At 69.5% G+C, this 25,139-nt stretch carries 24 protein-coding genes and 3 tRNA genes; 16 read left to right on the top strand and 11 right to left on the bottom strand.

Annotated elements, in window-relative coordinates:
* The first annotated feature begins 449 nt into the window (after positions 1–449).
* Positions 450–2,474 carry an NHL repeat-containing protein gene (locus DFJ64_RS13415; protein WP_115850756.1) on the top strand — a complete coding sequence of 675 codons (2,025 nt, stop codon included), beginning with the start codon at positions 450–452 and terminating at the stop codon, positions 2,472–2,474.
* Positions 2,475–2,499: 25 nt separating this feature from the next.
* On the opposite strand, the gene DFJ64_RS13420 is transcribed toward DFJ64_RS13415, so the two are convergent.
* A complete protein-coding gene (locus tag DFJ64_RS13420) occupies positions 2,500–2,721 on the bottom strand; it encodes a hypothetical protein (protein ID WP_115850757.1) in 222 nt (73 codons plus the stop codon).
* A gap of 458 nt (positions 2,722–3,179) precedes the next feature.
* On the opposite strand from DFJ64_RS13420, the gene DFJ64_RS13425 reads away from it, so the two are divergent.
* Positions 3,180–6,155 (top strand): DUF5722 domain-containing protein, encoded by a 2,976-nt coding sequence (locus DFJ64_RS13425; RefSeq protein WP_147304702.1) that lies wholly within the window; start codon positions 3,180–3,182, stop codon positions 6,153–6,155.
* Positions 6,156–6,221: 66 nt separating this feature from the next.
* Here the strand turns inward: DFJ64_RS13425 and DFJ64_RS13430 are convergent, their stop codons facing one another.
* The 7 genes from DFJ64_RS13430 to DFJ64_RS13465 form a co-directional block, all read right to left on the bottom strand.
* Entirely contained in the window at positions 6,222–7,214 is a 993-nt protein-coding gene (locus tag DFJ64_RS13430; protein WP_115850759.1) for a GNAT family N-acetyltransferase, read from the bottom strand.
* Between the two features lie 4 nt (positions 7,215–7,218).
* The gene (locus DFJ64_RS13435; RefSeq protein ID WP_115850760.1) at positions 7,219–8,778 is read right to left on the bottom strand and encodes a DUF4832 domain-containing protein; all 1,560 of its coding nucleotides are present in this window, start codon (positions 8,776–8,778) and stop codon (positions 7,219–7,221) included.
* Between the two features lie 578 nt (positions 8,779–9,356).
* On the bottom strand, positions 9,357–9,866 hold the full coding sequence (locus tag DFJ64_RS13445) for a cupredoxin domain-containing protein (RefSeq protein WP_115850762.1): 510 nt from the start codon (positions 9,864–9,866) through the stop codon (positions 9,357–9,359).
* A gap of 307 nt (positions 9,867–10,173) precedes the next feature.
* Positions 10,174–10,383, bottom strand: coding sequence for a cold-shock protein (locus DFJ64_RS13450; protein WP_115850763.1), 210 nt, complete (start codon positions 10,381–10,383; stop codon positions 10,174–10,176).
* Between the two features lie 252 nt (positions 10,384–10,635).
* A complete protein-coding gene (locus tag DFJ64_RS13455; protein ID WP_115850764.1) occupies positions 10,636–11,043 on the bottom strand; it encodes a hypothetical protein in 408 nt (135 codons plus the stop codon).
* A gap of 1,284 nt (positions 11,044–12,327) precedes the next feature.
* Positions 12,328–12,531 (bottom strand): DUF397 domain-containing protein, encoded by a 204-nt coding sequence (locus DFJ64_RS13460; protein ID WP_211310614.1) that lies wholly within the window; start codon positions 12,529–12,531, stop codon positions 12,328–12,330.
* 2 nt (positions 12,532–12,533) lie between these two features.
* Entirely contained in the window at positions 12,534–13,382 is an 849-nt protein-coding gene (locus tag DFJ64_RS13465) for a helix-turn-helix domain-containing protein (protein ID WP_115850765.1), read from the bottom strand.
* Positions 13,383–13,679: 297 nt separating this feature from the next.
* Here DFJ64_RS13465 and DFJ64_RS13470 point away from each other — a divergent pair, with 297 nt between their 5' ends.
* Together DFJ64_RS13470 and DFJ64_RS19500 are read left to right on the top strand one after the other, a co-directional pair.
* The gene (locus tag DFJ64_RS13470; RefSeq protein ID WP_115850766.1) at positions 13,680–13,919 is read left to right on the top strand and encodes a DUF397 domain-containing protein; all 240 of its coding nucleotides are present in this window, start codon (positions 13,680–13,682) and stop codon (positions 13,917–13,919) included.
* Positions 13,920–14,155: 236 nt separating this feature from the next.
* Positions 14,156–14,302: a hypothetical protein gene (locus DFJ64_RS19500; protein ID WP_170152613.1), complete on the top strand. Its 147-nt coding sequence runs from the start codon at positions 14,156–14,158 to the stop codon at positions 14,300–14,302.
* A 56-nt stretch (positions 14,303–14,358) separates the two neighbouring features.
* Here the strand turns inward: DFJ64_RS19500 and DFJ64_RS13475 are convergent, their stop codons facing one another.
* Positions 14,359–15,222 (bottom strand): LLM class F420-dependent oxidoreductase, encoded by an 864-nt coding sequence (locus DFJ64_RS13475; RefSeq protein WP_115850767.1) that lies wholly within the window; start codon positions 15,220–15,222, stop codon positions 14,359–14,361.
* Positions 15,223–15,522: 300 nt separating this feature from the next.
* Between DFJ64_RS13475 and DFJ64_RS13480 the strand changes: the two genes are divergently transcribed.
* From DFJ64_RS13480 to DFJ64_RS13510, 7 genes are all read left to right on the top strand, one after another.
* The gene (locus DFJ64_RS13480) at positions 15,523–16,785 is read left to right on the top strand and encodes a glycerophosphodiester phosphodiesterase family protein (protein WP_115850768.1); all 1,263 of its coding nucleotides are present in this window, start codon (positions 15,523–15,525) and stop codon (positions 16,783–16,785) included.
* Between the two features lie 163 nt (positions 16,786–16,948).
* Positions 16,949–17,021: transfer RNA gene (locus DFJ64_RS13485), tRNA-Thr, on the top strand.
* A 41-nt stretch (positions 17,022–17,062) separates the two neighbouring features.
* Positions 17,063–17,138: transfer RNA gene (locus DFJ64_RS13490), tRNA-Met, on the top strand.
* Positions 17,139–17,209: 71 nt separating this feature from the next.
* A complete protein-coding gene (rpmG, locus tag DFJ64_RS13495) occupies positions 17,210–17,380 on the top strand; it encodes a 50S ribosomal protein L33 (RefSeq protein ID WP_170152614.1) in 171 nt (56 codons plus the stop codon).
* A 260-nt stretch (positions 17,381–17,640) separates the two neighbouring features.
* A complete protein-coding gene (locus tag DFJ64_RS13500; protein ID WP_115850770.1) occupies positions 17,641–18,090 on the top strand; it encodes an FAS1-like dehydratase domain-containing protein in 450 nt (149 codons plus the stop codon).
* Positions 18,087–18,512 (top strand): MaoC/PaaZ C-terminal domain-containing protein, encoded by a 426-nt coding sequence (locus DFJ64_RS13505; RefSeq protein ID WP_115850771.1) that lies wholly within the window; start codon positions 18,087–18,089, stop codon positions 18,510–18,512. The genes DFJ64_RS13500 and DFJ64_RS13505 overlap by 4 nt, the downstream gene beginning before the upstream one ends.
* Positions 18,513–18,608: 96 nt before the next feature.
* Positions 18,609–19,652 (top strand): UDP-N-acetylmuramate dehydrogenase, encoded by a 1,044-nt coding sequence (locus DFJ64_RS13510; RefSeq protein ID WP_115852079.1) that lies wholly within the window; start codon positions 18,609–18,611, stop codon positions 19,650–19,652.
* 62 nt (positions 19,653–19,714) lie between these two features.
* Here DFJ64_RS13510 and DFJ64_RS13515 read toward each other — a convergent pair whose 3' ends face one another.
* Positions 19,715–20,797: an adenosine deaminase gene (locus DFJ64_RS13515; protein WP_115850772.1), complete on the bottom strand. Its 1,083-nt coding sequence runs from the start codon at positions 20,795–20,797 to the stop codon at positions 19,715–19,717.
* 50 nt (positions 20,798–20,847) lie between these two features.
* Complete coding sequence (locus DFJ64_RS13520) at positions 20,848–22,116, bottom strand: pyridoxal phosphate-dependent aminotransferase (RefSeq protein ID WP_115850773.1); 1,269 nt, start codon at positions 22,114–22,116, stop codon at positions 20,848–20,850.
* Between the two features lie 235 nt (positions 22,117–22,351).
* On the opposite strand from DFJ64_RS13520, the gene DFJ64_RS13525 reads away from it, so the two are divergent.
* The 5 genes from DFJ64_RS13525 to rplA all read left to right on the top strand — a co-directional run bounded on the left by DFJ64_RS13525 (position 22,352) and on the right by rplA (position 24,994).
* A tRNA-Trp gene (locus DFJ64_RS13525) sits at positions 22,352–22,424 on the top strand.
* Positions 22,425–22,577: 153 nt separating this feature from the next.
* Positions 22,578–22,835 (top strand): preprotein translocase subunit SecE, encoded by a 258-nt coding sequence (gene secE / locus DFJ64_RS13530; protein WP_115850774.1) that lies wholly within the window; start codon positions 22,578–22,580, stop codon positions 22,833–22,835.
* Positions 22,836–22,918: 83 nt separating this feature from the next.
* Positions 22,919–23,725: a transcription termination/antitermination protein NusG gene (gene nusG, locus DFJ64_RS13535; RefSeq protein WP_115850775.1), complete on the top strand. Its 807-nt coding sequence runs from the start codon at positions 22,919–22,921 to the stop codon at positions 23,723–23,725.
* A gap of 46 nt (positions 23,726–23,771) precedes the next feature.
* Positions 23,772–24,203, top strand: coding sequence for a 50S ribosomal protein L11 (gene rplK, locus DFJ64_RS13540; protein WP_115850776.1), 432 nt, complete (start codon positions 23,772–23,774; stop codon positions 24,201–24,203).
* A gap of 80 nt (positions 24,204–24,283) precedes the next feature.
* Positions 24,284–24,994 (top strand): 50S ribosomal protein L1, encoded by a 711-nt coding sequence (rplA, locus tag DFJ64_RS13545; protein WP_115850777.1) that lies wholly within the window; start codon positions 24,284–24,286, stop codon positions 24,992–24,994.
* The last annotated feature ends 145 nt before the right edge of the window (positions 24,995–25,139 follow it).

Below are 25,139 nucleotides of genomic sequence, written 5' to 3' on the forward strand. Positions count from 1 at the left end.
GCAAGCCGCGGGAAGCGCACGGGCTCCTGTCCCGTCGGGAGCGAAGGGACGGGTCGCCATGCCAGCGCACAACCCGCGCACACTGCCGACGGTACCCGGTTATCGCTGCGGGTTCCGGATATCGGTGAGCTCCCCTCACCGTGGGCGAGTCTTCTCCGGGGAGCCGACCAGTCGACTCCCTCGCCGTTTCTCGGCGGACTTCGCAGGGTGCGGCGGGGTCGTCGTTTCGTTCAGCACCGCGCCGACGAGGCGAAAGCGCAACCGCTTCGCGGGTCCGACAGTTGGGGAGCGTGACCATGAGACGGGGCGGGCATTAACGCGTACGGAAGCTTCCGACCATCGTCGCGACCGTGGCCAAACGCCGGACGCGACCAGGCCGACGGGGCGGCCGCGCCTCGAGGACGAGGACAGGCGGCTCCGTCACGAGGTCGGGGTGGAGGCGACGTCCGATGCGACGCTCACAGCTCAGCTTCCTGTCCCTCTTCATCGTGGCGACGAGCCTTGTCGCGGTCACGCCGGCGCAGATGCGGGCGACGATGGAGACGCTCTGGCGAGGTGACCGCAAGGCGTCCTTGCCGGAACGATGCGACCCCGAGCCCGCGGTTCAGGTCCTCGGTCCCGCGTCGACGGCGGCGCCACTCGTGGGCGCGACGGTGCTCGGGGACAAGGCCTACGTCGTCACGCGTGGTCTGCGGCCCGCCGTCCTCGCGGAGGTCGACCTGCTCACCCGGACGGTGCGTCGCACGGTCTTGCTGCCGACCGGGGAGGGCGCCTGGGCCACCACAGTCGCCGACGGCTCTGTCTACGTGGGGGTCTACGGCACCCCCGACGTCTATCGCTTCGATCCGAAGACCGGTGACCTCGCGTGGGTGGCCCGCCTCGGCTCGGCGTCCGGCTACGTGTGGGCGCTCACCACGGCGCCCGACGGCATCGTCTACGCGGCGACGTACCCTGACGGTGGGATCTGGGAGCTCGATCCCCGCGACGGCGACGCCCGGCGCATCGCCCGGCCCGTTCCGGGCGCGCAGTACGCGAGGTACGTCGCGGCGGACGACACCCACGTCTACGCCTCGGTCTACAGTCCCGGCCGGCTCGTCGCGGTGGACCGCGCCACCCACACGGTGCAGGACCTCAGTCCGCTCGGCGACGTGGGGTACGGACCGATCGCGGTGCACGATGACCGGCTGACGACGACCGCGGCGCGCACGCTCCTCAGCATGCGCACCGACGGCACCGCGGTGGAGGTGGTGGACTTCCCCACGTCCGAGGCACTCGCCGACGCGCTCGCGGTGGCCTCGGACGGCACCACCTACGTCACCACGCGGCGGTCCGGCAGCGTCTGGCAACACCGGCCCGAGAAGGCGGAGCTCGAGCTCGTCGCGACTCCCTCGGCGAGGGACGAGCATCGAGCCATCGTCCTCCTGGATGATGCGACGTTGTTCGGCGTGACCGGCAGCGGAGCGGTCTGGTGGCTGGACGTCGAGACCGGAAGCTCCGAGGTGGTCGACCTGGTGGACGCCGGACTCACTCCAGGGCCTGAGCGCCCACAGTCCATCGCGTACACGGCCGGGACGGTCGTGGTGGGCGGTCACTGGGGGATCGAGATGCACCGCCTCGCCAGCGGACGACGTGAGCGCGTTCGCGTGCCAGGGGAGCCGAAGGCCATGCTGGTGCGCGAGGGCCTCGTCTACCTCGCGATGTACCCGAGCGCGGAGATCCTCGTCCTCGATCCGGCGACGCGGCGGGTGCGTCGCTTGGGGGAGATCGGCCACGGTCAGCAGCGTCCGTGGGACATGGCCTACGACGAGCGAACGGGACTGCTCGTCGTGGTGACCGCACCCGACACCGGGGACTTGGAGGGCGCGCTGACGGTTGTCGACCCGCGGACCGGGGACGTGGACGTCTATCCCGGCGTGCTGAAGGATCAGGCCCTCATGGCGGTGGACGCCGTCGACGGGATCGCCTACGTGGGCGGCGACGTGCTCGGCGGTGGTGGAGTGCCGCCGACGCGGGGGAGCGCCTCGATCGGCGCGTTCGACCTGCGCTCCCGCCGGCTGCTCTGGGAGGTTGAGCCCCTACCTGGCCAGCGGACCGTCCAGGACCTCGTCGTGCACGACGGGCTGCTGTACGGCGTGATGAAGCGGGATCCGGGGACGTGGTTCGCCATGCACCTGCGCACGCGCACAGTGCGCCAGCGTGGCTCTCTCTCCGGCTACGGCGAGACGTTCGTCCACCGCGGACAGGTGTTCGCGGCGGTCTATCCGGACCGGATCTACCGCCTCGGCCCCGACCTCAGCGAACCGATGGTGGTCGCCGACGACCTCGACCACGAATGGTCCAGCAATCCGCAGGTCGCGCCCGAGTCGGGTGAGGACTCGTGGCACGGCTGGGGACTTCAGGGTCGCGATCTCGCCAGGATCCGCCTGGACGCCTGGTGCCCCGACAGGGCTACGCCCCGAGCCTCAGCCGCGTGAGGATTGGTGCCCTCGAGCGTGGGCGTCACTTCTCCTCTTCGTAGGTGCGAAGCCCGTTGCCGAGCGCGATGAACGTGGGCGCCCACTCGCCGACGAAGATTCCCCAGCGGTCGGCCCGGTCGAGGCCGGCCTTCTCACAGCGTGTGGAGACCAGCCACGACAGGAATGACAAACCAATGCTGGCGATCCCCGCGATGTAGAGGTGGTCGGACTTGACGCCCATCTCGTGCAGCTTCTTCATGAGCATGGCGTTTCCCCCTGGGCCGATACGGTCGTCCGCCCATGCGTTCCCCGCACGTCCACCGGGCGGCGTTGACCGCCGTGCGAGCGCGGCCTCTCAGCCAGCGTAGGCAACGTTCGGTCGGTCAGTCCGCGATCCACGGAAGTTCTGGCCGCTGGACCGACCGGAGTCCGCGCGACCGGTCCGCCTGACCTGCCCACGGGGCCTGCGGACGCGATCGGCGATCGGCCCTCCTGCCGACCCAGCTGATCGACTCAACTGAGCGACCCGACTGAGCAACAACGACACGGCCGATCGACACAGCATGACCGTGGTGACGCGAACACCCGGACCATCCCTGTCGAGTGACCAGTAGCGGTCCGCTCGGTTGATCCGGAAGCTCCCGGTAGGGAAGGTGAGGCGGCATTGCGACGACGCCCGGTTGGAGGCCCGGCATGCGAGTGGGGTGCGTCCGATCCGTCCTCGTGTCCGCGCGACGCGTCGTGCTCCTCGTGGTGGCGCTGGTGGCTTCCACGCTGTGGAGCGCACCGCCGGCGAATGCGGCCGGCGAGGCCGCTTCGACGGCACAGGACCCGCCGCCGACGGTCACCGTGCACGAGAGCGACGTGACGGTGAGCGGCGAGCTGACGTCGGTCACCGAGGACGCGACGGTCGAGCTGTACGAGCTGGGCGCCGAGGTCGACACCGCGCCGTGGACCGAGCGAGACCCGGTGACGAGCGGGACACCACGCGCCGACGGGTCGTACTCGCTCACGGTGCCGCGGTTCGTCGACGGCTACGACCGCCTGTACTCGGCGTACGTCGTCGTGGTGCGGGATTCCTCCGGCGCTCGCCCGATCGGCGGTCCGCGGTTCGCCCACGTGCTGGACTTCCCCGCGACGAACGACTTCCCTTACCCGGAGGCGCCGAGCAAGAAGGGTCTGCAGGTCCAGATGACCGATGACGCCGAGGAGCTCGGCGTCCAGCACGCGGCGATCAACGTGCCGCTGAACGAGATGATGCTCCTGGCCGAGGAGGACCCGGCGGACACGATCCGCTTCGACTACGCCGGTCGCACGTGGTACTTCGACCGTTCCCACGTCGAGGCGCTGGACAACCAGATCAAGCCGCTCTCCGACAACGGTCAGGTCGTCAACCTGATCCTGCTGGTCTACCGGTCGAGCAACCCGAACTCGGCCGCGCACGTGCTCATCCATCCAGACGCGGACCTGGAGAACGGTGGTCCGGTCTTCGGCTTCAACACCGTCACGGCCGAAGGGGTCGCCTACTTCACCGCCGCGATGGAGTTCCTGGCGCAGCGCTACACCCGCGAGGACCAGGCGTACGGCCGCGCGGTCGGCTTCATCGTCAGCAACGAGGTCGACGCGCAGTGGACGTGGTCCAACTCCGGTGACAAGACCCTGGAGGAGTTCCTCGAGGCCCACAGTCGCGCGGTCCGGATCGTCTGGCAGGCGACGCGGAAGGCGTATACCGGTGCCCGCACCTACATCTCGCTCACGCACTGCTGGACGACCGTGTGCGGCGCCAACCCCGACCCCGAGCGACCCACGCGCTACTACAAGGGCCGGGACGTCATCGACGTGCTGAACGCGATGACCAAGCGGACGGGTGACTTCCCGTGGTACGTCGCCTACCACCCCTACCCGGAGAACCTCTTCGATCCAGCGTTCTGGGAGGACGAGTCCGCGTTGCCGAGCTTCGACACGCCCCGCATCACGTTCAAGAACATCGAGGTGCTTCCCGAGTACCTCGCGCAGCCCGAGCTCACCTACCAAGGGGAGCGCCGCCGGGTGATCCTCTCCGAGCAGGGCTGCCACACGCCGGACGACAGCGAGGCGGGAGAGAAGCTCCAGGCGGCGTGCTACGCCTACGCGTACTACAAGATCCGCTTCCTCGACACCATCGACGCGTTCATCCTCCACCGACACGTCGACCACAAGCAGGAGGGTGGGTTGCGGCTCGGCCTGTGGACGTGGGACGAGGAGCGGCCGGAGGGCTCTCCGCCGGGCCGGCGCAAGTACGTCTACGACGTCTTCCGGCTCATCGACACGGCTCGGTCGACGCAGGTGACGGAGTTCGCGAAGGAGATCGTAGGGATCGACGACTGGGCGGACGTGATCCCGGGCTTCGACGAGGCGGCGCTCGCCGAGCGTCCCGAGCCCACCCCGGCGGGTCTCGGTGTCGGCCCCAGGCCCGTGCGACCCACCGTGCTGACCGACTTCTCCGACGGCACCCAGGGGTGGCGGGTCTCCGACAACGCCACGGGTGTCAGCGCGTCCGGCGGGGTTCTTCGGGTGTCCTTCTCAGCCGAGACCAAGCTCTGGCGGGGCGCTGACCTGCCGTTGCCGGACCCGCTCGACCTGAGCGCCACGCCCTACCTCACCCTCCGGTTGCGCGTGCCGGCCGACGACGGACTCGGTGACGTCGCGGTGGTCAAGGTCAAGGCGTACGCCACTGGAGGCCGGGTCGCCGAGGGCGTCGGCCGCCTGGTCCCGGGCGCCGGCTGGGTTCCGCTGGCCCTCGACCTGACGGGCTGGGACGGCCGCGACGCGGTCCACCGGATCAAGGTATGGGTGCGCGGTGACGGCAACGGCGACTGGGCCGGCACGTTCGCCCTCGACGACGTCGCGGTGGCGCCGCGGGTCGCCGGCGGCGGCTCCGCCGCGAACATCGAGCTCTCGGCTCGCATGCTCGACCGTGCGGGCGTCGGCTCCCCGCTGGAGGTGACCGTGGCCAACCACGACCTGGCGCCGCTGGAGGGCGCGCTGGAGGTGCGCCGCTGCGATGGCGTCCTCACCGACCCGGCGTCCCTCGACGTGACCGGCGTCGCGCCCACCGCCTCGCGGGTCATCCGGGCCACGATCGCCGAGTTCGCTCCCGAGGACCGGGAGCGTCCCGTGCTCTGCGTTCGCTTCCACGGCGTGGACCTGCGCGTGTCGGTGGAGGTGCCGCCGCCCATCGCGACGACGCTGTTCGGGTTCGATGGCGACGTCCAGGGCTGGCGGGCGGGGGAGAACGTCTCGGCGGTGACCGCCGTGACGAGCTTCGCCAACGGACCGGGCCGGCCTCATGGGGGGACGCACGCGCTCGACGCGCAGTTCGCCGGGGTGGCGTCCGATCCCAAGACGGTGACCGTCACCCTGGCTCAGCCGCTGGACCTCAGCGCCGCGACGCACGTCATCGCCTGGGTCGACTCCTACGGTGGCGCGCCGGGCGCGACCGGCTACGAGGTGACTGTGCGACTGTTCAGCGGTGAGGACACCCTCGCGCGCACGGTGGACGACTTCGCGCCCGACCGGTGGAACCAGATCAGCGTCGACGTGCGCGACTGGGATGGGCGAGCACGCGTGACGCGCATCGACGTCACCTTCCGAGCCACTGGGACGACCGCGTTGTGGGACGGCCACTTCCAGGTGGACGACGTGGGCTACCTGTCCTGACGGCGCTGCCGGGCGCGCGCCGTCGCGCCGAGACCGGGACGTGCGCGGACCTCGCTCCGGCGGCGTCTAGCGCTGCTTGACGTACAGGGCGAACGGCGCTCCGTCGTGAACGCCCTCGAGGCTCCCGACGCGCCCACGTCCGAGAATCTCGCCGACGTACCGCATGCCGAGCCGCTCCATGACCGCGCGCGACCGGCGGTTGTCGCGCTCCGTGAAGGCCACGACCTGCTCCGCGCCGAGGTCGTCGAAGGCGTACGCGAGCCCGGCCCGGCCGATCTCGGTGGCGTAGCCACGGCCCACGAGGTGGTCACGGATCGCCCAGCCAACCTCCAGCCGCTGACGTCGCCAGGCGTCGCCACCGAGCGCGGAGGCGATGCGGTGGGTGATGTCGGCGTCCGGAGGCAGCCGGGTCAGGCCGCCACGACCCACGAGGTGGCCGCGCACCCGGTCGTAGGCGATCCACTTGCTCACGCCGGCGTCCTCCCACCCCTGGGCGAACTCGGCGGCCACGCTCCGTGCCTTCGCGGAGTCCCACGGCCGCCCGTACCACTGGGCCACCACGGGGTCGCTATGGAGGGTCCGCAGGTCCTCGACGTGGTGGAGGCCGATCGGCTCCAGCCGCAAGCGCTCGGTCAGCCGGACCCGGGTGGCGCGGGCGACGATGTCGCGGAGCCGTCGGTCGTCGTCGGCCCGTCCCTCCATCAGGAGGTGGAGGTCGCCCGGGCCGACCCAGGCCCAGGCGTCGTGCTTGTCGTCCTCCAGCCGTGGGCTGCCGAGGTCACCGTCGACCTCGACCAGGTAGTCCCATTCGCGACGGACGACGCCGTCGTGCTCCCACTCCCACTCGGCGATCCGGGCCTCGATGCGCCGGAGGCTCCAGCCGGTCTCCTCCTTGATCTCCCGGACCAGCGCTTGTTCCGGAGACTCCCCGGGGTCGACGTGGCCACCGACGATGTCCCAGACGCTTGGGAGCACACGCCGGGTGGCGGAGCGGCGTTGGACGAAGACGCGGTGACGGTCGTCGCGGATCAGCGCGCCCACACAGTCCGGTGTCGGCATGGGGTCAGTGCGGCAGCGGCTGCGGTCGCGGCGTCACCGTCCCCGCGCCACACCGAGGTGTCGCCGCCGCATGCGGGTCGACCACGAGTGTGTGCCCGAGGTCGTTGTAGCCGGTGCGCCCCTCCCACACGCCTTCGTTGGCCAGCTGGATCGCGTACGCGGCGTTGTAGCTCTCGTTGGTTCCCGGTCGTGTGTCCTGCGAGCGGAGTCGCTTCTCGGGCGCGGGGAGGTTCAGCAGGACGTCGTAGCGACCCGGCGGCAGGGTGGCGCAGGCCCGGATGGACAGCGCACTGGTCGTGCCCGGCGCCCAGCGCCGTGGATCCGCGTCGACGGGAACGACGTACGACCTGGACTCACCGCGCAACACGATCTCGACATCCCGTGGGTTGTAGGGCGCCGCCCACCCCTCGTTGTGGAGACGGAGGTCGATGGCGAACGCCCGTCCGGGACGGACCGTGTCGGTGAAGGTGCCGTCGATCAGCCGCAGCCGGTAGCCCAACCGCCGTTGCGCCTCGGCGATGTTGTCGCCCCAGCTCGCCAGCACGCCTCGGTGGTAGTCGATGTTGAGATAGCTGTAGTGGTAGCGGGCCATCTCCGCGGACGCGGTCGGCCATTCTGAGCGGGGCGGGTTGACGTTGCAGGTCTCGCCGCCCATCGGGACGAAACGCGTCTCCGCCGCGAGGTACTCCTGGTCCAAGGTGATGGGATCGGACAGGAACGTGCCGAAGTCGTCGGGGCTGGCGAGGAAGCAGTCGTTGTGGTGGCCGATGCGGGCCACCGGCGTGTCGGTGTACGCCTCCGCAGCGGTCAGCGCGCCGTCGACACCGGTCGAGCGGCCGAGCGTCTTCTGCTTCATCTGCATCGTGCGGACCTGGATGGTCCGAGTCGCGGGCAGCGCATCCAGCAGAGCGAGGAAGACCTCCCGCCGGTTGGCCCAGTCCTGGTCGGTCACCGTCCCGGGGTCGTGGGGGTCGGCGACGAAGTGGTCGGTGTAGTAGCCCTCGCCCCACAAGCCGATGAAGCCGGCCTGGACGGTGGCGATGACGTCGGCGTTCTCGCGCAGGACGGGCGCGAGCTGCTCGATGTGCCGCAGCACGCGCTCCTTAGGCGCGTCGCCGTAGGGTGGCTGGTAGGGCCAGTCGTCCTTGGGCTGGGCGTACGCGAAGCGCACGATCACCTTCACCCCGGCCGCCCGCGCCGTGGCGAAGTCGGCCCGCAGCAGGTCGAGGTAGCCAGGGTCGATGCGGTCGGTGTCGACGAACTTCTCCAGGTAGAAGACCCGCAGGATCTGAGTGATCTTCTCCTCCTCGCGCCAGGCGCGTAGGCGCGCGGCGTCGAGGGGAACGTAGCCGGATCCGTCGGCACGGTAGTGGGTTTCGGTGTGGTGGTAGAAGCCCCGCTCTGGGTTCGCCAGGTTCGCCGAAGAGCTGGCGTAGGTTCGTGTCGTCACGTCGGCGGTGGCGCTCATCCCGCCCTCGGTCGGTGTCATGGCCGACGCGGGAGTCGCCACCAACGCGAGGCCGCCGACCAGGAATGCGACTCGACTCGCCACCCGAGCCCGCATGCGCGCCGTCCTTTCCGTGACGTCGCGCTCATCGTAGGGACGGAAGATCGCCGCGACAACCCCGCTGGTTCCGCCACGTCAGGCTGACCTTGACGATGGCCTCCCGCCTGCTTCGATCGACGGCCGCTCGCGTCGGGCCGGAGGCTGGTGTGGGCGATGAGGTCAGTCCGAACGCCCGGTGCGGTGTGGATGCCCTCGCCCAGGGGTGCGGCACCCGCCGACGATGACGGTGTTGGGTCCACCCGGGACGCGCGTCGGGATCGTCTCGATCGTGATGTTGGTGTCGTACGCAAGACCCGGCGACGAAGCGTTGGTCGAGGAGGCCTCCCGGTGGAAAGCCTCGCTCAACGTGTCGTCGATGCAGACGTTGGTCTCGTTGACGATGACGTCGACGCGGCGCCGTTGTCGCGGACGTCGACGTACGACCTTGTGGGGACGCGAGGGCCGGTGTGGTGTGGCGGTGACGACGCCCGGCCCCGTCGCTTTGCTGGACGCGGACGTCTCCCCGTCCTTCACGTCGGACGGCCTGGACCGGCCAGCGTCTGTCCGCGACCGGCGTGACTGGTTGATCGCGAGGGTCAGCGGTCGTACGGCGTGATGGTCTTGCCTGGCGCGTCGAGCGGTCCAGAGACCGTGAATCCTCCAGCCATACCGTTCGCCTTCTGCAGCTTGCAGAAGAAGGACAGATTGCCAGATCGCGGTAGGGTCACTCTCGCCTCGGCGACCATGCCCGGTTGCACCTCCATGTCGACCTGGCCGTCGGCGGTGGTGAACGTGTGAGGTGACTGGCTCTCGTTCTCCACTTTGACCAGGAGCCGCTGGCCAGGACGGCCACGGAGAACCGTCGGCGCGAAGTAGTTGTCTTCCATCTCGATGTAGACCGAATGGTCCCCACGGACGTCCTTGGTCCCGTGGTAGGTGGCGGCCAGACCCGCGACGTCGAGCTTGTCGCCGATGGCGGTGCCCGTCGGGGACTTCGCGGGTGTCGTCGCGGTGGGCGAGGGGGTGGGTCCACTGGAGCCACCGGAGCAGCCGACGATCGCCAGACAGCTGACGCCAAGCGTCGCGACGAGCCACCGTATGCGCATGACAGAACCCCCGTTCCCGTGGTCCGACCCGCCAGGTTGCGGGCGGGACGAACCGCGAACACCTCGAATGTAGGTGAGTCCGCTCGTACGGAAGGGGTCTTCAGCAGAACCGCTGGACAACCGTCACAGGACCAGCTCCCCTGCACGGGCTCGAGGTACATGGGGGAGGTGTCGGGCGATGTGGAGGATACGGACCTGCCGCCCGTCTCCACGAAACGCTGGGGGACGAAGGGCCGCCCACGCGTGGGAGCGCGCGGGCGAACCCTTCACGTGACACCTGGTGCTCAAGACCAGGCTGTCGCGTCGTTCACAGACCGCGGACGTGGCTCGCCTGGGGCCCCTTGGCTCCCTGCGTCACCTCGAACTCCACTCGCTGGTTCTCCTCCAGCGTGCGGAAGCCACCGACCTCTCCGACGATCTCGGAGTAGTGGACGAAGACGTCCTTGGCGCCGTCGTCAGGCCTGATGAAGCCGTAGCCTTTGTCTGGGTTGAACCACTTCACGGTGCCCTGAGTCATTGCATCTCCTGTGGGTGATGGGTGGAGGCAGGCCCGAAGTCCGAAACCCGCCTGGTCACTTCGAGCGGCGAACGCCCACCATCACCTGGTCAGGGCAACCGCCCGCATCGAGCTTTCGCGGGCGTGAGAGCAAAGCTGAACACGTACACGAAAACGCAACCGCGACCATCGTAGCCTAACGCCGGCGCGGGCGCTCGGAGGTCCTGGACGTTGATGGTCCTGGACGAGACGCGGTTCCGAGAGGGCGGTCCATCACCCGGCACGTCGCTCGAGGCTCACGTCGGCCGTCTCCACGGTTCCCTGAAGAGTGGTCCTCTGGAGAGTCTGTCGCAGCGTGTCGAGCTGGCTGCCATCCATGCCGTAGCCGTACTCCGAGGCGAGGTCTTCACCGGTGAGCTCACGCCATACGCCGTCGAGGGTCGACAGGGTCGACGCGGCCCATCGTGCTCGCCAGCACGGCCACGGCTCCTCACACACCACACAGGTCCGCTTCTTGCCGTACAGGACGGGAATGAACCCCCATCGCCAACGCACCCCGATGCCGAATCCCTGTGAGTCATGAAGGCGGACCAAGATGCGGGCCGCGGTGACGAGGTCCTCGAACTCCACGGCGTGTTGCGCACTCACGTTGTCCTGGTCGAACTCGTGAATGGCGGCCATTGTGTGGTTGGTCTCCCTCCATGTCGTCTCGTCGCTCCAGGAGCGGGCGCTCCACCCCCGGGATCACCGTTGTTGTTCGAGGAATGGGTCCGAGCAGCTCACGCGAAGCGTTGTGGGCTCAATCTCAAGAAGCGGCTCCTGGCGCCGAGCCAGTCACGGGCCCAGCGCACCTCGGGACAGGGCCAATCCAACGCGCAGGCGGTACAACACGGCCTCCGGCGTTCAGCCCATGGGATGGGCAGGGGTGACCACCGGAGGCGGAGAGCTAGCGGGGACTCGTCCGGGCGATGTGTGCGACCGGTGAGCTCGGCATGGGCATCGATCTGCGCCCGGGACCACTCGACCAGGCCGATACCGGGGACATGGACAGGGATGACGGTGGACCGGGTGGACCTCGCCCTTCGGGACCGTTGACGCCGCCCGCGTGGGCGGCGCCGCTGTGGGAGGTCCGCCTCCAGGTCAACCGAGCTCTTCATCGAGTCTCCGTTCCGAAGTCTGGGGATACGGACGCGGGCGGCGTGGGTCAGATGAGGAGACAGAGGCGAGTGGGCGGTCCGGCGAACCGCAACGCGGACTCAGGTGCCAGACGGCGGGACGGGGAGAGCGCGGGAGTACCGGAGCCAAGCGACCGCGCGTACCAGCCCGTGGCGGCGCACCGATACCACCCCGGCCTGCGAGACCGCGCATACCAGCCGTTCGGGAAGCGTTCTCCGCATTGTGGATCAAGGAATGCGGCGCCCTCACCGTCGGGAACTCCGTGGCTTCCCATGCCTCCCTCCGGAAGGTCCCCAGGGAGGTGACTGGCAGGCGGTCGCAACATGAAGCTCAGCCTTTCCTGTCTCCGAATCTGTGAATCACACATACCGAAGCGTATGGCACGAATCATGCTCTTGACAATCACAACCTGAGAAAGATCCAGCACTGACCGAGTTGGTCAGCGGTCGTGTGTCCGGTCGCAGCCTCGGTCGAACGTGTGTGCGAGCAGATAGCGCCTCACTGCTTCACCGCGATGGCGCAGACGCGGTTCTTCGACCCGCGGACAGCCACGGACCCGGCGGTCCTGGAAGACACCCGCCGAGGGTGCGATGACCGAGGTCGGAGCGGGTCTCGAAGATCGCGCGCCGCGGTAGGCCAGTGGCGTCATGTCGCGGTATGGTGACCCCCTGCTCCTACGTGGAGTGGGAGAGAACAGGTCCCCCCGGATCTCCGCTCCGGGGGGACCTGGCCTGCGAGGTTCCCCCGGATCTCCGCTCCGTTCCGGGGGCACCTGTCACGGGAGACGGCTCAGATGTCGTAGCGCCCGGCCTTCACGTCCGCGAGGAAGGCGGCGAAGGCTGCGCGGTTGACGACGTGGGCGCCCCGCTCGGGGTGAACGCTGTCACGCACCGCGGTGACACCCGGGAGGTTCGCCGCGACCTCGACGCAGCCAGCGTTGTTCTGGCCGCTCTTGGACGCCTTCTTCCACTGAGCCTTGGACAGGTCGATCATGGCTACTCCAGTTTTTCTGCTTCCTGTTTGAGGTACGCCGTGGTCGCTGGCGGTTCCAGGGCCACGGCGCGGGCCCGTTCGAAGATCTCGACCAAGGCCTTGACCTCGTCCTCCTTCGCCACCTCCTGGAGGGCGAAGTCCGTCTCGATGTAGGCCATGGGCGGCTCTCCGTCGGGGAAGTCGAAGATGTTGATGGGACCGCACATCCCAGGATGCGGGCCATCGACGAACCGGAGCAGGCGAATCTCGACGTTCGGCAGCCGGCTCATCTCCACCAGGTGCTCCAGCTGGTCGCGCCGCTCGGCTGCGGTTCCCCAGCGGTACTGCAGGGCTGCCTCGGTGAGGATGGCGACGTACTCCGGTGCGGTGCTCGGCTTCCGGGTGAGGATCTCCTGGCGACGCAGACGGGCGCCGACCACGCGGTTGCGCCAGGTCGAGGGCCTGGTGGTGAGGCGCATGTGGGCCTCCATGTACGCCGGCGTCTGCAACAGCCCGGGGATCATGAGGGGCGCGTAGGCACGGATGCGGACGGCGTCGTTCTCGTAGCCGGGGTACTCGTTGTCGAAGACGTCGCTGTAGTCGCGCCACCAAGCCCGGACGCGGGCCCGCTGCGCGAGCTCCTCGATCTCGCTGCTCGTCTCCTCATCGGCACCGTAGAGTCGGAGCAGGTCCCGGATGTCACTCATCTCCGGCCGGACCCACGCGTTGGCCTCGTACCGCCCGACCTTGCCGCGGCCCCAGTTCAACCGGTCACAGACCTGGTTCGCCGTAAAGCCGCTGGCGAGCCGAAGCTCGGTGAGCCGGCGGGACAGTCGCCGCTTGGCGATGGTGGCACCGTAGGCGTCGCTCACCCAGTGCCTCCTTCATCCACGCGTGTCTGTCCCTCGCGACAGCTCGTCCGCATATAGTGCCTCCTGAATTTGTGATTCACAAGTGCGTTGTCTCGAGCCCTCGAATCGCGAACGTCAGAGGTTGGGACGGTGTTAGCCTGCCGAGCCGCTGGCGACCAGGGAGAGAGACCCTCGCCGGGGATGCACGACCCCGGCCGGATTCGGACACACGATGGCCGGCCGTGGCACGACAGGCTCACCGGCGACGCGTCGAGAACGACGACAGGGTCGAGAACGACGACAGGAAGGAAGAGCGGAGTGAGCAGAACCAAGCCGACCGTCGACGACCTCGGCGTCGACCTCGACACGCTGCAGTGGAAATCGTCGAGTGACGAACCAGGCGCCATCGAGGTCGCCTTCACCGGTGAGTGGGTGCTGATGCGGGTGAAGGGTGACGCGGAGCGCCGCGTCCTGGTGTACGACCACCACGAGTGGGACTGCTTCCTCGACGGCGCCAAGAAGGGCGAGTTCGACGACGCCGCGAACCTGGCGAGCTGACCGGTCCGCCGGCGTGGGAAATCGCGGGCTGCCGACGCCACGCCGCCTGACCGTACACGGCGGGGGAGTGCGCTCGCAGCACGAGGCGATCACCACACGGCGCGTGTCGAGAGGACCGCGACACGTCGAGGACGCGCGTCCGATGACTTTCACCCTCGACGGGCGACGTGGCCGGCACGGGGCGACGGAAGCATTCGTGCGAACCCGTCCGATCGGGTCGTCGAAAGGGGTGTCCTATGGCAGTTCTCAAGCGGTCGTCGGCGCGGCGGCAGTCTCCGTCGACCAAGGGGTCCCGACGCGGACTCAAGACCACCAGCATCATCATGGCGGCGATCGGGGCCACGGCGGCGATCATCGCCATGCTGCGGCGAAGCCGACACTGAGACGACGCGCCGCGGACACGGCGCGCCGTCTCAGCGAGCGGAGGCGGCACACTGCGTCAGCGGAGCGCCGTCATGGTGTTCGCGAGAAGCTCGAGGTGCTCGTCGACGTTCCGGAGCCCGGCGTCCATCGTCGAGATGGCGAGATGGGTGGCTCCCACGTCCCGCCACCTGTCAACTAGTTCCTTCACCTCGTCGAGAGTGTCACGTCGCACCGTGATCCGGCCCTCCATGCCCAGGGACGCCGGATCACGCCCGACCGAGCGAGCTCCCTCGTGAACGTGCGCGATCGCCGCGTCGAGCTCCGGCCCGGGCTGGAACTGCGGCAGCCAGCCGTCGGCCAGTCGGCCGGCACGACGAAGGGCACGTGGCGCGCTGTTGGCGCCGAACCAGATCGGAATCGGGCGCTGCACGGGTAGCGGCGCGATCCCAGCGCCGGTGACCTGGTGGTACTCCCCGCGGTAGGTGAGGGACGGCGTGGTCCACAGCTGGCGCATCAGGTCGACCTGCTCCTCGACGCGGCGCCCGCGGTTCGTGAAGTCAGTGCCGAGGGCTTCGTACTCCACGTGGTTCCAGCCGACTCCCACACCGAGCCGGAACCGGCCGTCGGTGAGGATGTCGATCTCGGCGGCCTGCTTGGCCACGAGCGCGGTCTGACGTTGGGGCAGCACGATGACGCCCGTCATCAGCTCGAGCGTGCAGATGCCTGCCAGGAAGCCGAACAGCGTGAACGGCTCGTGGAAGGTGTCAGTGTGCTTGTACGGCTTGGACCAACCCGGGTGGGCCGCCGGATCGGCTCCGAGCACGTGGTCGTACGCCATGATGTGGTGGTAGCCGAGCTCTTCGACCCCCACCGCATACGCGCGGATGGCTCCGCGGTCCGCGCCGATCTCGGTCTGTGGGAACACGACTCCGATGTGCATGGGGCCTTCCTAGCAAGCGTGGCTCGTCACCCCAGTGACGTGTGACTGAGGCGTGTCGTGAAACGCGGTAGCGACGGAGTGAATTCCCACCAGGTCGTCTGGAAATGGCGTCCGAGTGGTGTACGCGGATGGTCCGTGACGTCGCCTCATGACGTCGCCGCTCCCACTCGTACGGCAGCTCCGACGCGAGCGCGGGGGATGCGAACGCGTGGCGCTGACGAGCGTCTGAAAGGCTGAGCCGTGGGCGCGGCGCCGTGGCGCGAGAGCCCGCCACGCCGACGCTGCGCCCTAGGTTCGCGCATGGGGAAGGTTCCGCTCGTGGGAGAGGTGCGCTCGATGGACAGCGCTGCGATGGTCGAGGCGTCAGAGATGAGTGCGGCGTCAACGGACGGAGCGTCGGCGAGACGGGACAGGGCGCTCGTCATCGCTCACCGCGGGGCGTCAGGGCTGGCGCCGGAGAACACTCTCGTCGCCATTGAGGAGGCCGCTCGCCAAGGTGCCGACTTCGTCGAAGTCGACGTCGTGCTCACCAGCGACGGTGTGCCCGTGCTCTTCCACGACCGGACGCTGAGGCGCACGACGAATGTCGCGGAGCTGTATCCGGAGCGGGCGGACGCTCCGGTCTCGGCGTTCACGCTCGCCGAGCTGCGCAAGCTCGACGCCGGGTCGTGGTTCGACGACGCGTACGCCGGCGTCCAGATCGCCACGCTGGACGAGGCCTTGGAGGTGCTCCGGGAGCACGGGCTCGGGCTGTGGGCGGAGCTGAAGAGCCCGGTGCCCAACCCCGACCTGGTGCGGGCCACGGTAGACGTGCTGCGGCGGACGCCGGGCGACTGGCTCGACGACCGGACGCGGCTGACCGTGACGTCGTTCAACCTCGACGTCCTGGCCCGCTTCGTCGAGGAGGTCGGGCCGGACGTCACCGTCGGCGCGATCGCCGAGCGGGTGCCCGACGACGCAACGCTTCGCGAGCTCGCCCGATGGGTCGACTTCTTCGTCCCGAACCAGCGGAAGCTGCGCGCTGGCGACATCGTGCGGATGCGGGCGGCGGGTCTGCGCACGGCGTTCTGGACCCCGAACGACCCCGTGTCGGCGGTGGCTCTCCTCGTCCAGGGGGCCGATGGCTTGATCCAGAACTACCCGGCTGTGATGACGGCGCTCGTTGCCGGGCGGCCGCCCTTCCCCGAGCCGACCGTGGTCATCGAGCGAGTGGCCGTCTCGGGGACGGACACGCCCGGTGGTCCGGATGGACGTGACGGCGATCAAGCGACTGCCCACGCCCCGGAGCCAGCGACCGCCGCCCACGTCGTCCTGCGTAACGTCGCCGACCGGCCGGTCGACGTGACCGGGTGGTTCCTCCGCGACGATCCCGGCTATCGCGTCCACATCGGCGCCGATCAGCCGATCCCGGCCGGCGGGACACTTTCGGTGTACGTGGGTCCGGACGCGTCGGTAGCGGGCAGCGGGGGCGCCGGAGTGTTCAATCGCGCTCGCTCCAGCGTGGCGCTCCACCGGGCGGACGGCAGCCTCGCCGATGTGGTGAGCGGCGAGCCGAGGCCCTAGACTACGTCGGCGTTGCCGGGGAAACTCCCGAACGCGGGATGTGCGATCGCCCCGCCGCCCTCGCGATCGAGCCCGGGCCTTGGGTCTCGGGGCTTGGGCCAAGGGGAGGGTGGGAGTCGGTTGCCGATCCCGTCGGAGGTTCTTGTATCCTCGGTTTTCGCCCGCCCCAATAGCTCAGTCGGTAGAGCGTCTCCATGGTAAGGAGAAGGTCTACGGTTCGAATCCGTATTGGGGCTCTGTGGCCGGACCCGCCCGATGGGGTGGTTCCCGGTCCGGCGGCGGTGTAGCTCAGTCGGTAGAGCAAGCGGCTCATAATCGCTGTGTCGCCGGTTCGAGTCCGGCCACCGCTACCAAGGCGGCCGGGCCCGATGGTGAGCCCATCGGGTCGGGTCCGAGATTCGACCAACCGGACAAGAGGCATCCCGTGGCTAGCAAGAGCTCCGACGTCCGCCCGAAGATCACGCTGGCGTGCACCGAGTGCCGGGAGCGTAACTACATCACGCGCAAGAACCGCCGGAACGACCCCGACCGGCTCGAGATCCGGAAGTTCTGCCCGCGCTGCGGCACGCACCGCGTCCACCGGGAAACCCGCTAGTCGCGGGTCGTCACCGCCGCGTGGCGGATTGTCCACCAACCTGACGCGCGCTTCGTGGGCCGGCTCCCACTCGAGGGAGTCGGCCTCGTCGTGTTGGGCATCGCCGAGGAACCGCTCGGGAGTCGGATCGGCGGTCTGCTCTGGCGCGCCGGAACGCCGGGTTCGTCCGATCACCCGCGCGGCTCGGTCCCGCCACGAGCCTCTCGACAGACGGCGCGGGTCGACGCAAGTCCGGCGTCCCGCTTCGGTACCGTCGCATCATGCCTGTTGACGCCGCTCTCGTGGGTCGCACCTACTCCACGTCCGTGCCGTACGAGGTGGGTCGAGAGAAGATCCGGGAGTTCGCGGATGCCGTGGGCGACCCCAACCCCGCGTACCGCGACCCGGACGCCGCCCGGGCGCTCGGCCATCCGGACGTGGTGGCTCCGCCGACGTTCCCGATCGTCGTGGCGTTCAGCCTGCTCAACCAGCTCTTCACCGACCCGTCCACCGGGCTGGCGCTCCACCGCGTGGCGCACGCCGACCAGCGGTTCGCCTACACCCGGCCGATCCACAGCGGCGATCGGCTCGTGGGCACCTTGACGATCGAGCGGGTGCGGCAGGTCGCCGGCGCCGACCTGATCTCGACCCGGACTGAGATCACCGGGGTCGACGGAGATCCGGTCTGCACGGCGTTCGCCAGCATCGTCCACCGGGAGGAGACCAGATGAGCGTCCCGACGGCCGGAACCGTGGAGCTGGGTACCGAGCTGCCGCCGCTCACAGCGCGGATTCGGCGGTCGGACCTGGTTCGGTACGCCGGTGCCTCCGGCGACTTCAACCCCATCCACTGGAATCCTCGGGTCGCCCGAGAGGTGGGCCTTCCCGATGTGATCGCTCACGGGATGTACACCATGGCGTTGGGGGCCAGGATGCTCACCGACTGGTTGGTCGACCCGACCCGGTTGGTGGAGTACTCCGTCCGTTTCGTGCGGCCCGTCGTGGTCCCCGACACCGACGAGGGCGTCGAGGTGAGGTTCGGCGGGAAGGTGGTCGACAAGCGGGACGACGGCCTCTACCGCGTGGACGTCACGGCGGAGTGCGGCGGCGAGAAGGTGTTCGGTGCCGCACGTGCCTTCGTCCGGCTCGACTGACCAGGCTCGACTGACCAGGATGGCCCGCACCGTTGGTTGGGTCGCCACCCGACCGGGGATGAGGCTGGACACGACCGGGAGAGTGACCACGGCATCGTGAACGAGCTCTTCGACGTTCCGCTCGCCGAGCTGACCACGCTCCGTCTCGGCGGTCCGGCCAAGCGGATCGTGGAGGTCCACGACACCGCCGAGCTGGTGGAGGTGCTGCGCGCCTGCGACGCCGATGGGGAGCCGGTGCTCCTGCTGGGGGGTGGGAGCAACGTCGTCGTGGCCGACGAGGGCTTCCCGGGCACGGTCGTCCTGGTGCGCACCAAGGGCGTGCGCGTGGAGTCGGCGAGCGCGTGCGGCGGAGCGGTGGTCCGGATCGCCGCAGGCGAGGAGTGGGACCCGTTCGTGGCCCGTGCGGTCGAGGAAGGCTGGGTGGGGATCGAGGCGCTCTCGGGCATCCCGGGCCTGGTGGGTGCCGCGCCCATCCAGAACGTTGGCGCGTACGGCCAGGAGGTCGCCGACACGCTGGCCCAGGTCCGGGTGTGGGACCGCGTGGACGGCGTGACCCGCACCTTTCCGCTGGCCGAGTGTGGCTTCGGATACCGCACGAGCAGGTTCAAGCGGGAGCCCAGCCGGTACGCCGTGCTCGAGGTCGTTCTCCAGCTCGGGCTCGGCGACACCAGCGCGCCGGTCCGCTACGCCGAGCTCGCCCGAACGCTCGGGGTCGACCTCGGCCGGCGGGCGCCCCTCGCCGAGGTCCGCTCCGCGGTTCTGGAGCTGCGGCGCCGTAAGGGGATGGTCCTCGATCCGGACGACCACGACACGTGGAGCGTGGGCTCGTTCTTCACCAACCCCGTCGTCCCCGCGAGTGTCGCCGCCGCGCTGCCCGAGGACGCGCCCCGCTGGCCAGCCGACGACGGGCTGGTGAAAGTCAGTGCCGCCTGGCTGATCGAGCGCGCCGGCTTCGGCCGAGGCTACGGCGACGGCTCGGTGCGCCTGTCGTCCAAGCACACGCTCGCTCTGACCAACCGGGGCGGTGCCACGACGGCCGACCTGTTGGCGCTGGCACGGGAGGTCCGAGCTGGGGTGCGAGCGGCGTTCGGGATCGACCTCGTCAACGAGCCCGTCCTGGTCGGCTGTGTGTTGGAGTGAGACGCCACCACCGTCGAGGAGGCCCTGTCGAGGAGACCCCCGTCGACGAGACACGTGCGTGGTCAGCTCGCGAGGGAGCCGGCGGTCGGCCGCTCGGTGTCGGCGCCCGCGAGCCACGCGTCGATGTCCGCCAGGATTTTGGCCTGCACGTCGCTCGGCGCGCAGGAGGCGCGGACGGACATCCGAGCGAGCTCGGCGAGCTCGAAGTCGCTGAAGCCCAGCTCACGGGCGATTTGGTACTGGCCGGTCAGGCGCACGCCGAACAGCAGCGGGTCGTCCGCACCGAGCGCGATCTGCACACCCGCGGCGAACAGCGCTCGCAGTGGAACGGCGGAGGCGTCCGGGTAGACGCCGAGAGCGACGTTGGACGCCGGGCACACCTCCAAGGGAACGCCGCGAGCCGCGATCCGGTCGAGGAGCGCAGGATCTTCCACGGCTCGAACGCCGTGGCCGATTCGGGTCGCGCCCAGGGCGTCGAGACATCCACGGACGCTGTCGGGTCCACACAGCTCGCCACCGTGCGGCACGCTCGCCAAGCCCGCCCGTGTGGCGATGGCGAACGCCCGGGCGAACTCCTCGGCGCGCCCGCGACGCTCGTCGTTGGAGAGTCCGAACCCGACGACCCCTCGTCCGGCGTACTGCGCGGCGAGTCGGGCGAGCGTCCGGGCGTCGAGCGGGTGCCGGGTCCGGTTGGCGGCGATCACCACCGCGATACCGACGCCGGTGCGCCGGGCGGCCTCCTGGACGGCGTCGAGGACGAGCTCGGTGAACGGGGTGATCCCACCGAACCTCCCGGCGTAGCCGGAGGGGTCGACCTGGATCTCCAGCCAGCGTGACCCTTCGGCCGCCTCGTCCTCCGCCGTCTCCCGGATGAGCCGGCGGACGTCCTGCTCGTCCCGCAGTACCGAGCGAGCGATGTCGTACAGCCGCTGGAAGCGGAACCACCCCTTCTCGTCGGTGGCCGTCAAGTGCGGCGGCCAGGAGTCCCGCAGCGCGTCCGGGAGTCGGACGCCGTGCCGGTCCGCGAGCTCCACCAGGGTCTCGTGGCGCATCGACCCGGTGAAGTGCAGGTGGAGGTGGGCTTTCGGCAGCGTCCGGAGCGAGCGTCGTCCCTCCTGGGGTGCAGCGGCGTCCGCCGGGGCCACGTGCGACCGCGGGGGAGTCGTCAGCGCCAACCTCCGTCAGCCAGCCTCCGTCAGGAGGACGCCTCGGCCAGCAGCTTCTGGACGCGGGTCACACCCTCCACGAGGTCCTCGTCGCTCAGCGCGTAGGAGAAGCGCAGGTACCCGGGGGTCCCGAACGCCTCGCCCGGAACCGCCGCCACCTCGACCTCGTCGAGGATGAGCTCGGCGAGCTCCGCCGACGTCGTCGGGCGCCGGCCACGGATCACCCGGCCGAGCGCGCCCTTGACGGAGGGGAAGGCGTAGAACGCGCCCTTCGGCGTCGGGCACGTGAAGCCCGGCACCTCCGACAGCAGCTCGACGATGGTGCGCCTGCGGCGATCGAACGCCTGCCGCATCTGCTCGACCGCGGACAGGTCACCCGAGACCGCCGCGAGGGCGGCGCGCTGGGCGATGTTGCAGACGTTGCCCGTGAGGTGGGAGTGGAAGTTCGTGGCCGCCTTGACCACGTCCGGCGGGCCGATGAGCCAGCCGACTCGCCAGCCGGTCATGGCGTAGGTCTTGGCCACGCCGTTGAGAACCAGGCACCGGTCGGCGAGCTCGGGCACCTCGACCGGGATCGACGCGCTCCGCACGCCGTCGTACGTGAGGTGCTCGTAGATCTCGTCGGTGACCACCCACAGGCCGTTCTCGTACGCCCACCGGCCGATCTCGCGGATCTGCTCGGGCGAGTAGACCGCGCCGGTCGGGTTGGACGGCGAGCACATGAGCAGCACCTTCGTGCGCGGGGTCCGGGCCGCGTCGAGCTGCTCGATCGTCGCGAGGTAGCCCTGCGACTCGTCGGTCACGACCGGCACCGGCACGCCGCCGGCGAGGGTGATCGCCTCCGGGTAGGTCGTCCAGTACGGCGCGGGCAACAGCACCTCGTCGCCGGGGTCCAGGAGCACGGCGAACGCCTCGAAGACCGCCTGCTTCCCGCCGTTCGTGACGAGCACCTGGCTGGCCTCGACCTGGTAGCCGGAGTCGCGCGCCGTCTTCGCGGCGATCGCGGACCGCAGCTCCGGGAGGCCCGCCGCCGGCGTGTAGCGGTGGTTGCGGGTGTCGCGAGCGGCATCCAACGCGGCCTGGACGATGTAGTCGGGCGTGGGGAAGTCCGGCTCGCCCGCGCCGAAGCCGATGACCGGCCGCCCCGCGGCCTTGAGCGCCTTCGCCTTGCTGTCGACCGCGAGCGTCGCGGACTCCGCGATACCGGCGATGCGGGCGGAGATCCGACGCCCAGAGGTGGAGGCGACCGCGGGTGTGCTGGTGCCCGGTGTGTGCGGGCCGTTCTCGGAGCTGGTCATAGGGTTATGGTGGCACTTGTCGCGACCGGGCGTCCGGCCACCCCCGCCGTGATCGCGTGCGTGTTGCCAGGTCGATTTTGGGCCGTCCTGGCCGATGCGACACGGTGCGGGATGGGGCGGTTCGACCAGTCGGCGGTGGACCCCGTACACTCAGGCATCTGGCGGTCTATGAGGGACCCGTTCGACGTGTGCCCGCGACGTCGCGACGGCACCGGAGCTGGCGCATAGGCCCCGGAGGGCAGTGGCTCAATTGGTAGAGCACCGGTCTCCAAAACCGGCGGTTGGGGGTTCGAGTCCCTCCTGCCCTGCTGACTCGGCCAGAACGGTCGCAGTCGTGCGTGCCGGCCTGCGCTAGGCACGCGGAGGCACCGCGGGGAGGGCTCGTACGCCCCTCCCTCCGTGCGGACCAGACAAGCCCGGCGGAGTGACCGGCCGGGACCCACGACCGGTGAGGACGGACAGTGACGGAGACGCGCGGGTCGACCGCGACCCCGGAGCGTGCTCGCCCGACGAAGAAGAAGAGAGGTGGCGGACCGTTCGCCAGCCTCTCCACCTTCTATCGTCAGGTCGTCGCTGAGCTGCGCAAGGTCATCTGGCCGACGCGCGAGCAGCTGGTCACCTACTGGGTGGTCGTCCTCGTCTTCGTCCTGGCCGTGATCGCGTATGTGTCGCTCCTCGACCTGGGTATCGGCTGGCTTATGTTCGAGATCTTCGGCTGACCAGGTGGCGCGACGCCTCCAGGCGATCGTCGCCGGACGGTGACCCACGCAAAGCCGCAAGAGAAGAAGACGGAGTGCCACAAGTGTCCGACCTCGACGACGAGACCCGCGACCCGAAGGGTCCGGAGTCGGAGCAGGCGGCCGCCGAGTCCGCTGGCGGGCCTGCCGACGAGGCCTCCGCTGACGCTGTCCAGGTCGAGGAGGCCGCGCAGGAAGCCGCCGCCTCAGACCAGGCCGCCTCCGACAGCACGTCCGACGACCCGGAGTCCAGCCCGGACGACTCCGAGGGCGAGGAGGAGAAGGAGGACGACGCGCTGGCGGAGTTCCGCGCGGCGCTGCGGTCCAAACCGGGCGAGTGGTACGTCATCCACACGTACTCCGGGATGGAGAACCGGGTCAAGAGCAACCTCGAGAACCGCATCCAGTCCCTCAACATGGAGGACTACATCTACGAGGTGGTGGTTCCGCAGGAGGAGGTTGCCGAGATCAAGAACGGTCAGCGCCGCATGGTCCGGCGCACGACCCTGCCCGGTTACGTCCTCGTCCGGATGGAGCTGACCGACGAGTCGTGGGCAGCCGTGCGCCACACCCCGTCGGTGACCGGCTTCGTCGGCCATGCCCACCAGCCGGTGCCGCTCAGCCTCGAAGAGGTCGAGCAGATGCTGGCGCCCACGATCGTCCAGGCCAAGGAGCCTGAGAAGAAGAAGGCGCCGGAGGTCGTGGACTTCCAGGTGGGTGACTCCGTGATGGTGGTCGACGGGCCTTTCGCGACGCTGCACGCCACGATCACCGAGATCAACCCCGACGCGCGCCGGGTCAGGGCCCTGGTGGAGATCTTCGGCCGGGAGACCCCGGTGGAGCTGTCGTTCAACCAGATCCAGAAGGTCTGACCCGCCCACCCACCGCATCGACCAGTCAAGAGGACCCGAACGAACCATGCCTCCAAAGAAGAAGATCGCCTCCGTGGTCAAGCTCCAGCTGCAGGCCGGTCAGGCCACGCCGGCTCCCCCGGTCGGTACCGTCCTCGGCCCGACCGGGATCAACATCATGGAGTTCACGAAGGCGTACAACGCCGCGACCGAGCAGATGCGCGGCAATGTCGTGCCGGTCGAGATCACCATCTACGAGGACCGGTCGTTCACCTTCGTCACGAAGACCCCGCCGGCGGTCGAGCTGATCAAGAAGGCCGTCGGTCTCGACAAGGGCTCGTCGAGGCCCCACAGCGAGAAGGTCGGCACGATCACCCGGGACCAGATCCGTGAGATCGCGCAAACCAAGCTGCCGGACCTCAACGCCAACGACATCGACGCGGCGATGAAGATCGTCGAGGGCACCGCGCGCTCGATGGGCGTGACGGTCAGCGACTGATCGAGCCGGCGAACCCCGACCGTGGGAGGGCCCGCGCTGGCCCGCACCACAACTCCCGACCACTGAGCAGGAGAGTTTCGATGAAGCGCAGCAAGACCTACCGAGCCGTCGCCGAGAAGATCGACCGCACCAGGCTCTACGACCCGCTCGACGCGATCAAGCTCGCCAAGGAGGGTGCCGCGAAGCGGAAGTTCGACGAGACGGTCGGCGTCTCGATGCGGCTCGGCGTCGACCCCCGCAAGGCCGACCAGATGGTGCGCGGCACCGTCAACCTTCCGCACGGCACCGGTAAGACCGCTCGGGTCCTGGTCTTCGCCGCTGGCCAGAAGGCGGAGGAGGCGCGCGCGGCGGGGGCCGACTACGTCGGCTCCGACGACCTCATCGAGCGCATCCAGGGCGGCTGGCTCGACTTCGACGCCGTCGTCGCCACCCCCGACCAGATGGGCAAGGTCGGGCGGCTCGGCCGTGTGCTCGGTCCACGCGGTCTCATGCCGAACCCCCGGACCGGCACCGTCACCATGGACGTCGCCAAGGCGGTCTCCGACATCAAGGGCGGAAAGATCGAGTTCCGCGTCGACCGCCACGCCAACCTCCACTTCATCATCGGCAAGGCGTCCTTCTCTGAGCAGCAGCTGCTCGAGAACTACAGCGCGGCGCTCGACGAGGTGATCCGGCTCAAGCCGTCGGCCGCCAAGGGCCGGTACATCCGCAAGGTCGTGCTGTCGACGACCATGGGTCCAGGGATTCCCGTGGATCCGTCGAAGACGGGCGCCGAGGCCGTCCCGGCCTGACCGGCGACGCCTCCCGGCTGCACATCCGTTCTCGACTCGAGGCCCTCCCCGCGCCCCGCGGGGAGGGCCTTCGCTTTCACCCGGGGAGCGCCCTCCGCGTGGTGTCCGATCCCGGACCACATCTGCGTGGAGTCGGGTGAGCCGC

The sequence above is a fragment of the Thermasporomyces composti genome, from assembly GCF_003386795.1.
Classification (GTDB): Bacteria; Actinomycetota; Actinomycetes; order Propionibacteriales; family Actinopolymorphaceae; genus Thermasporomyces; species Thermasporomyces composti.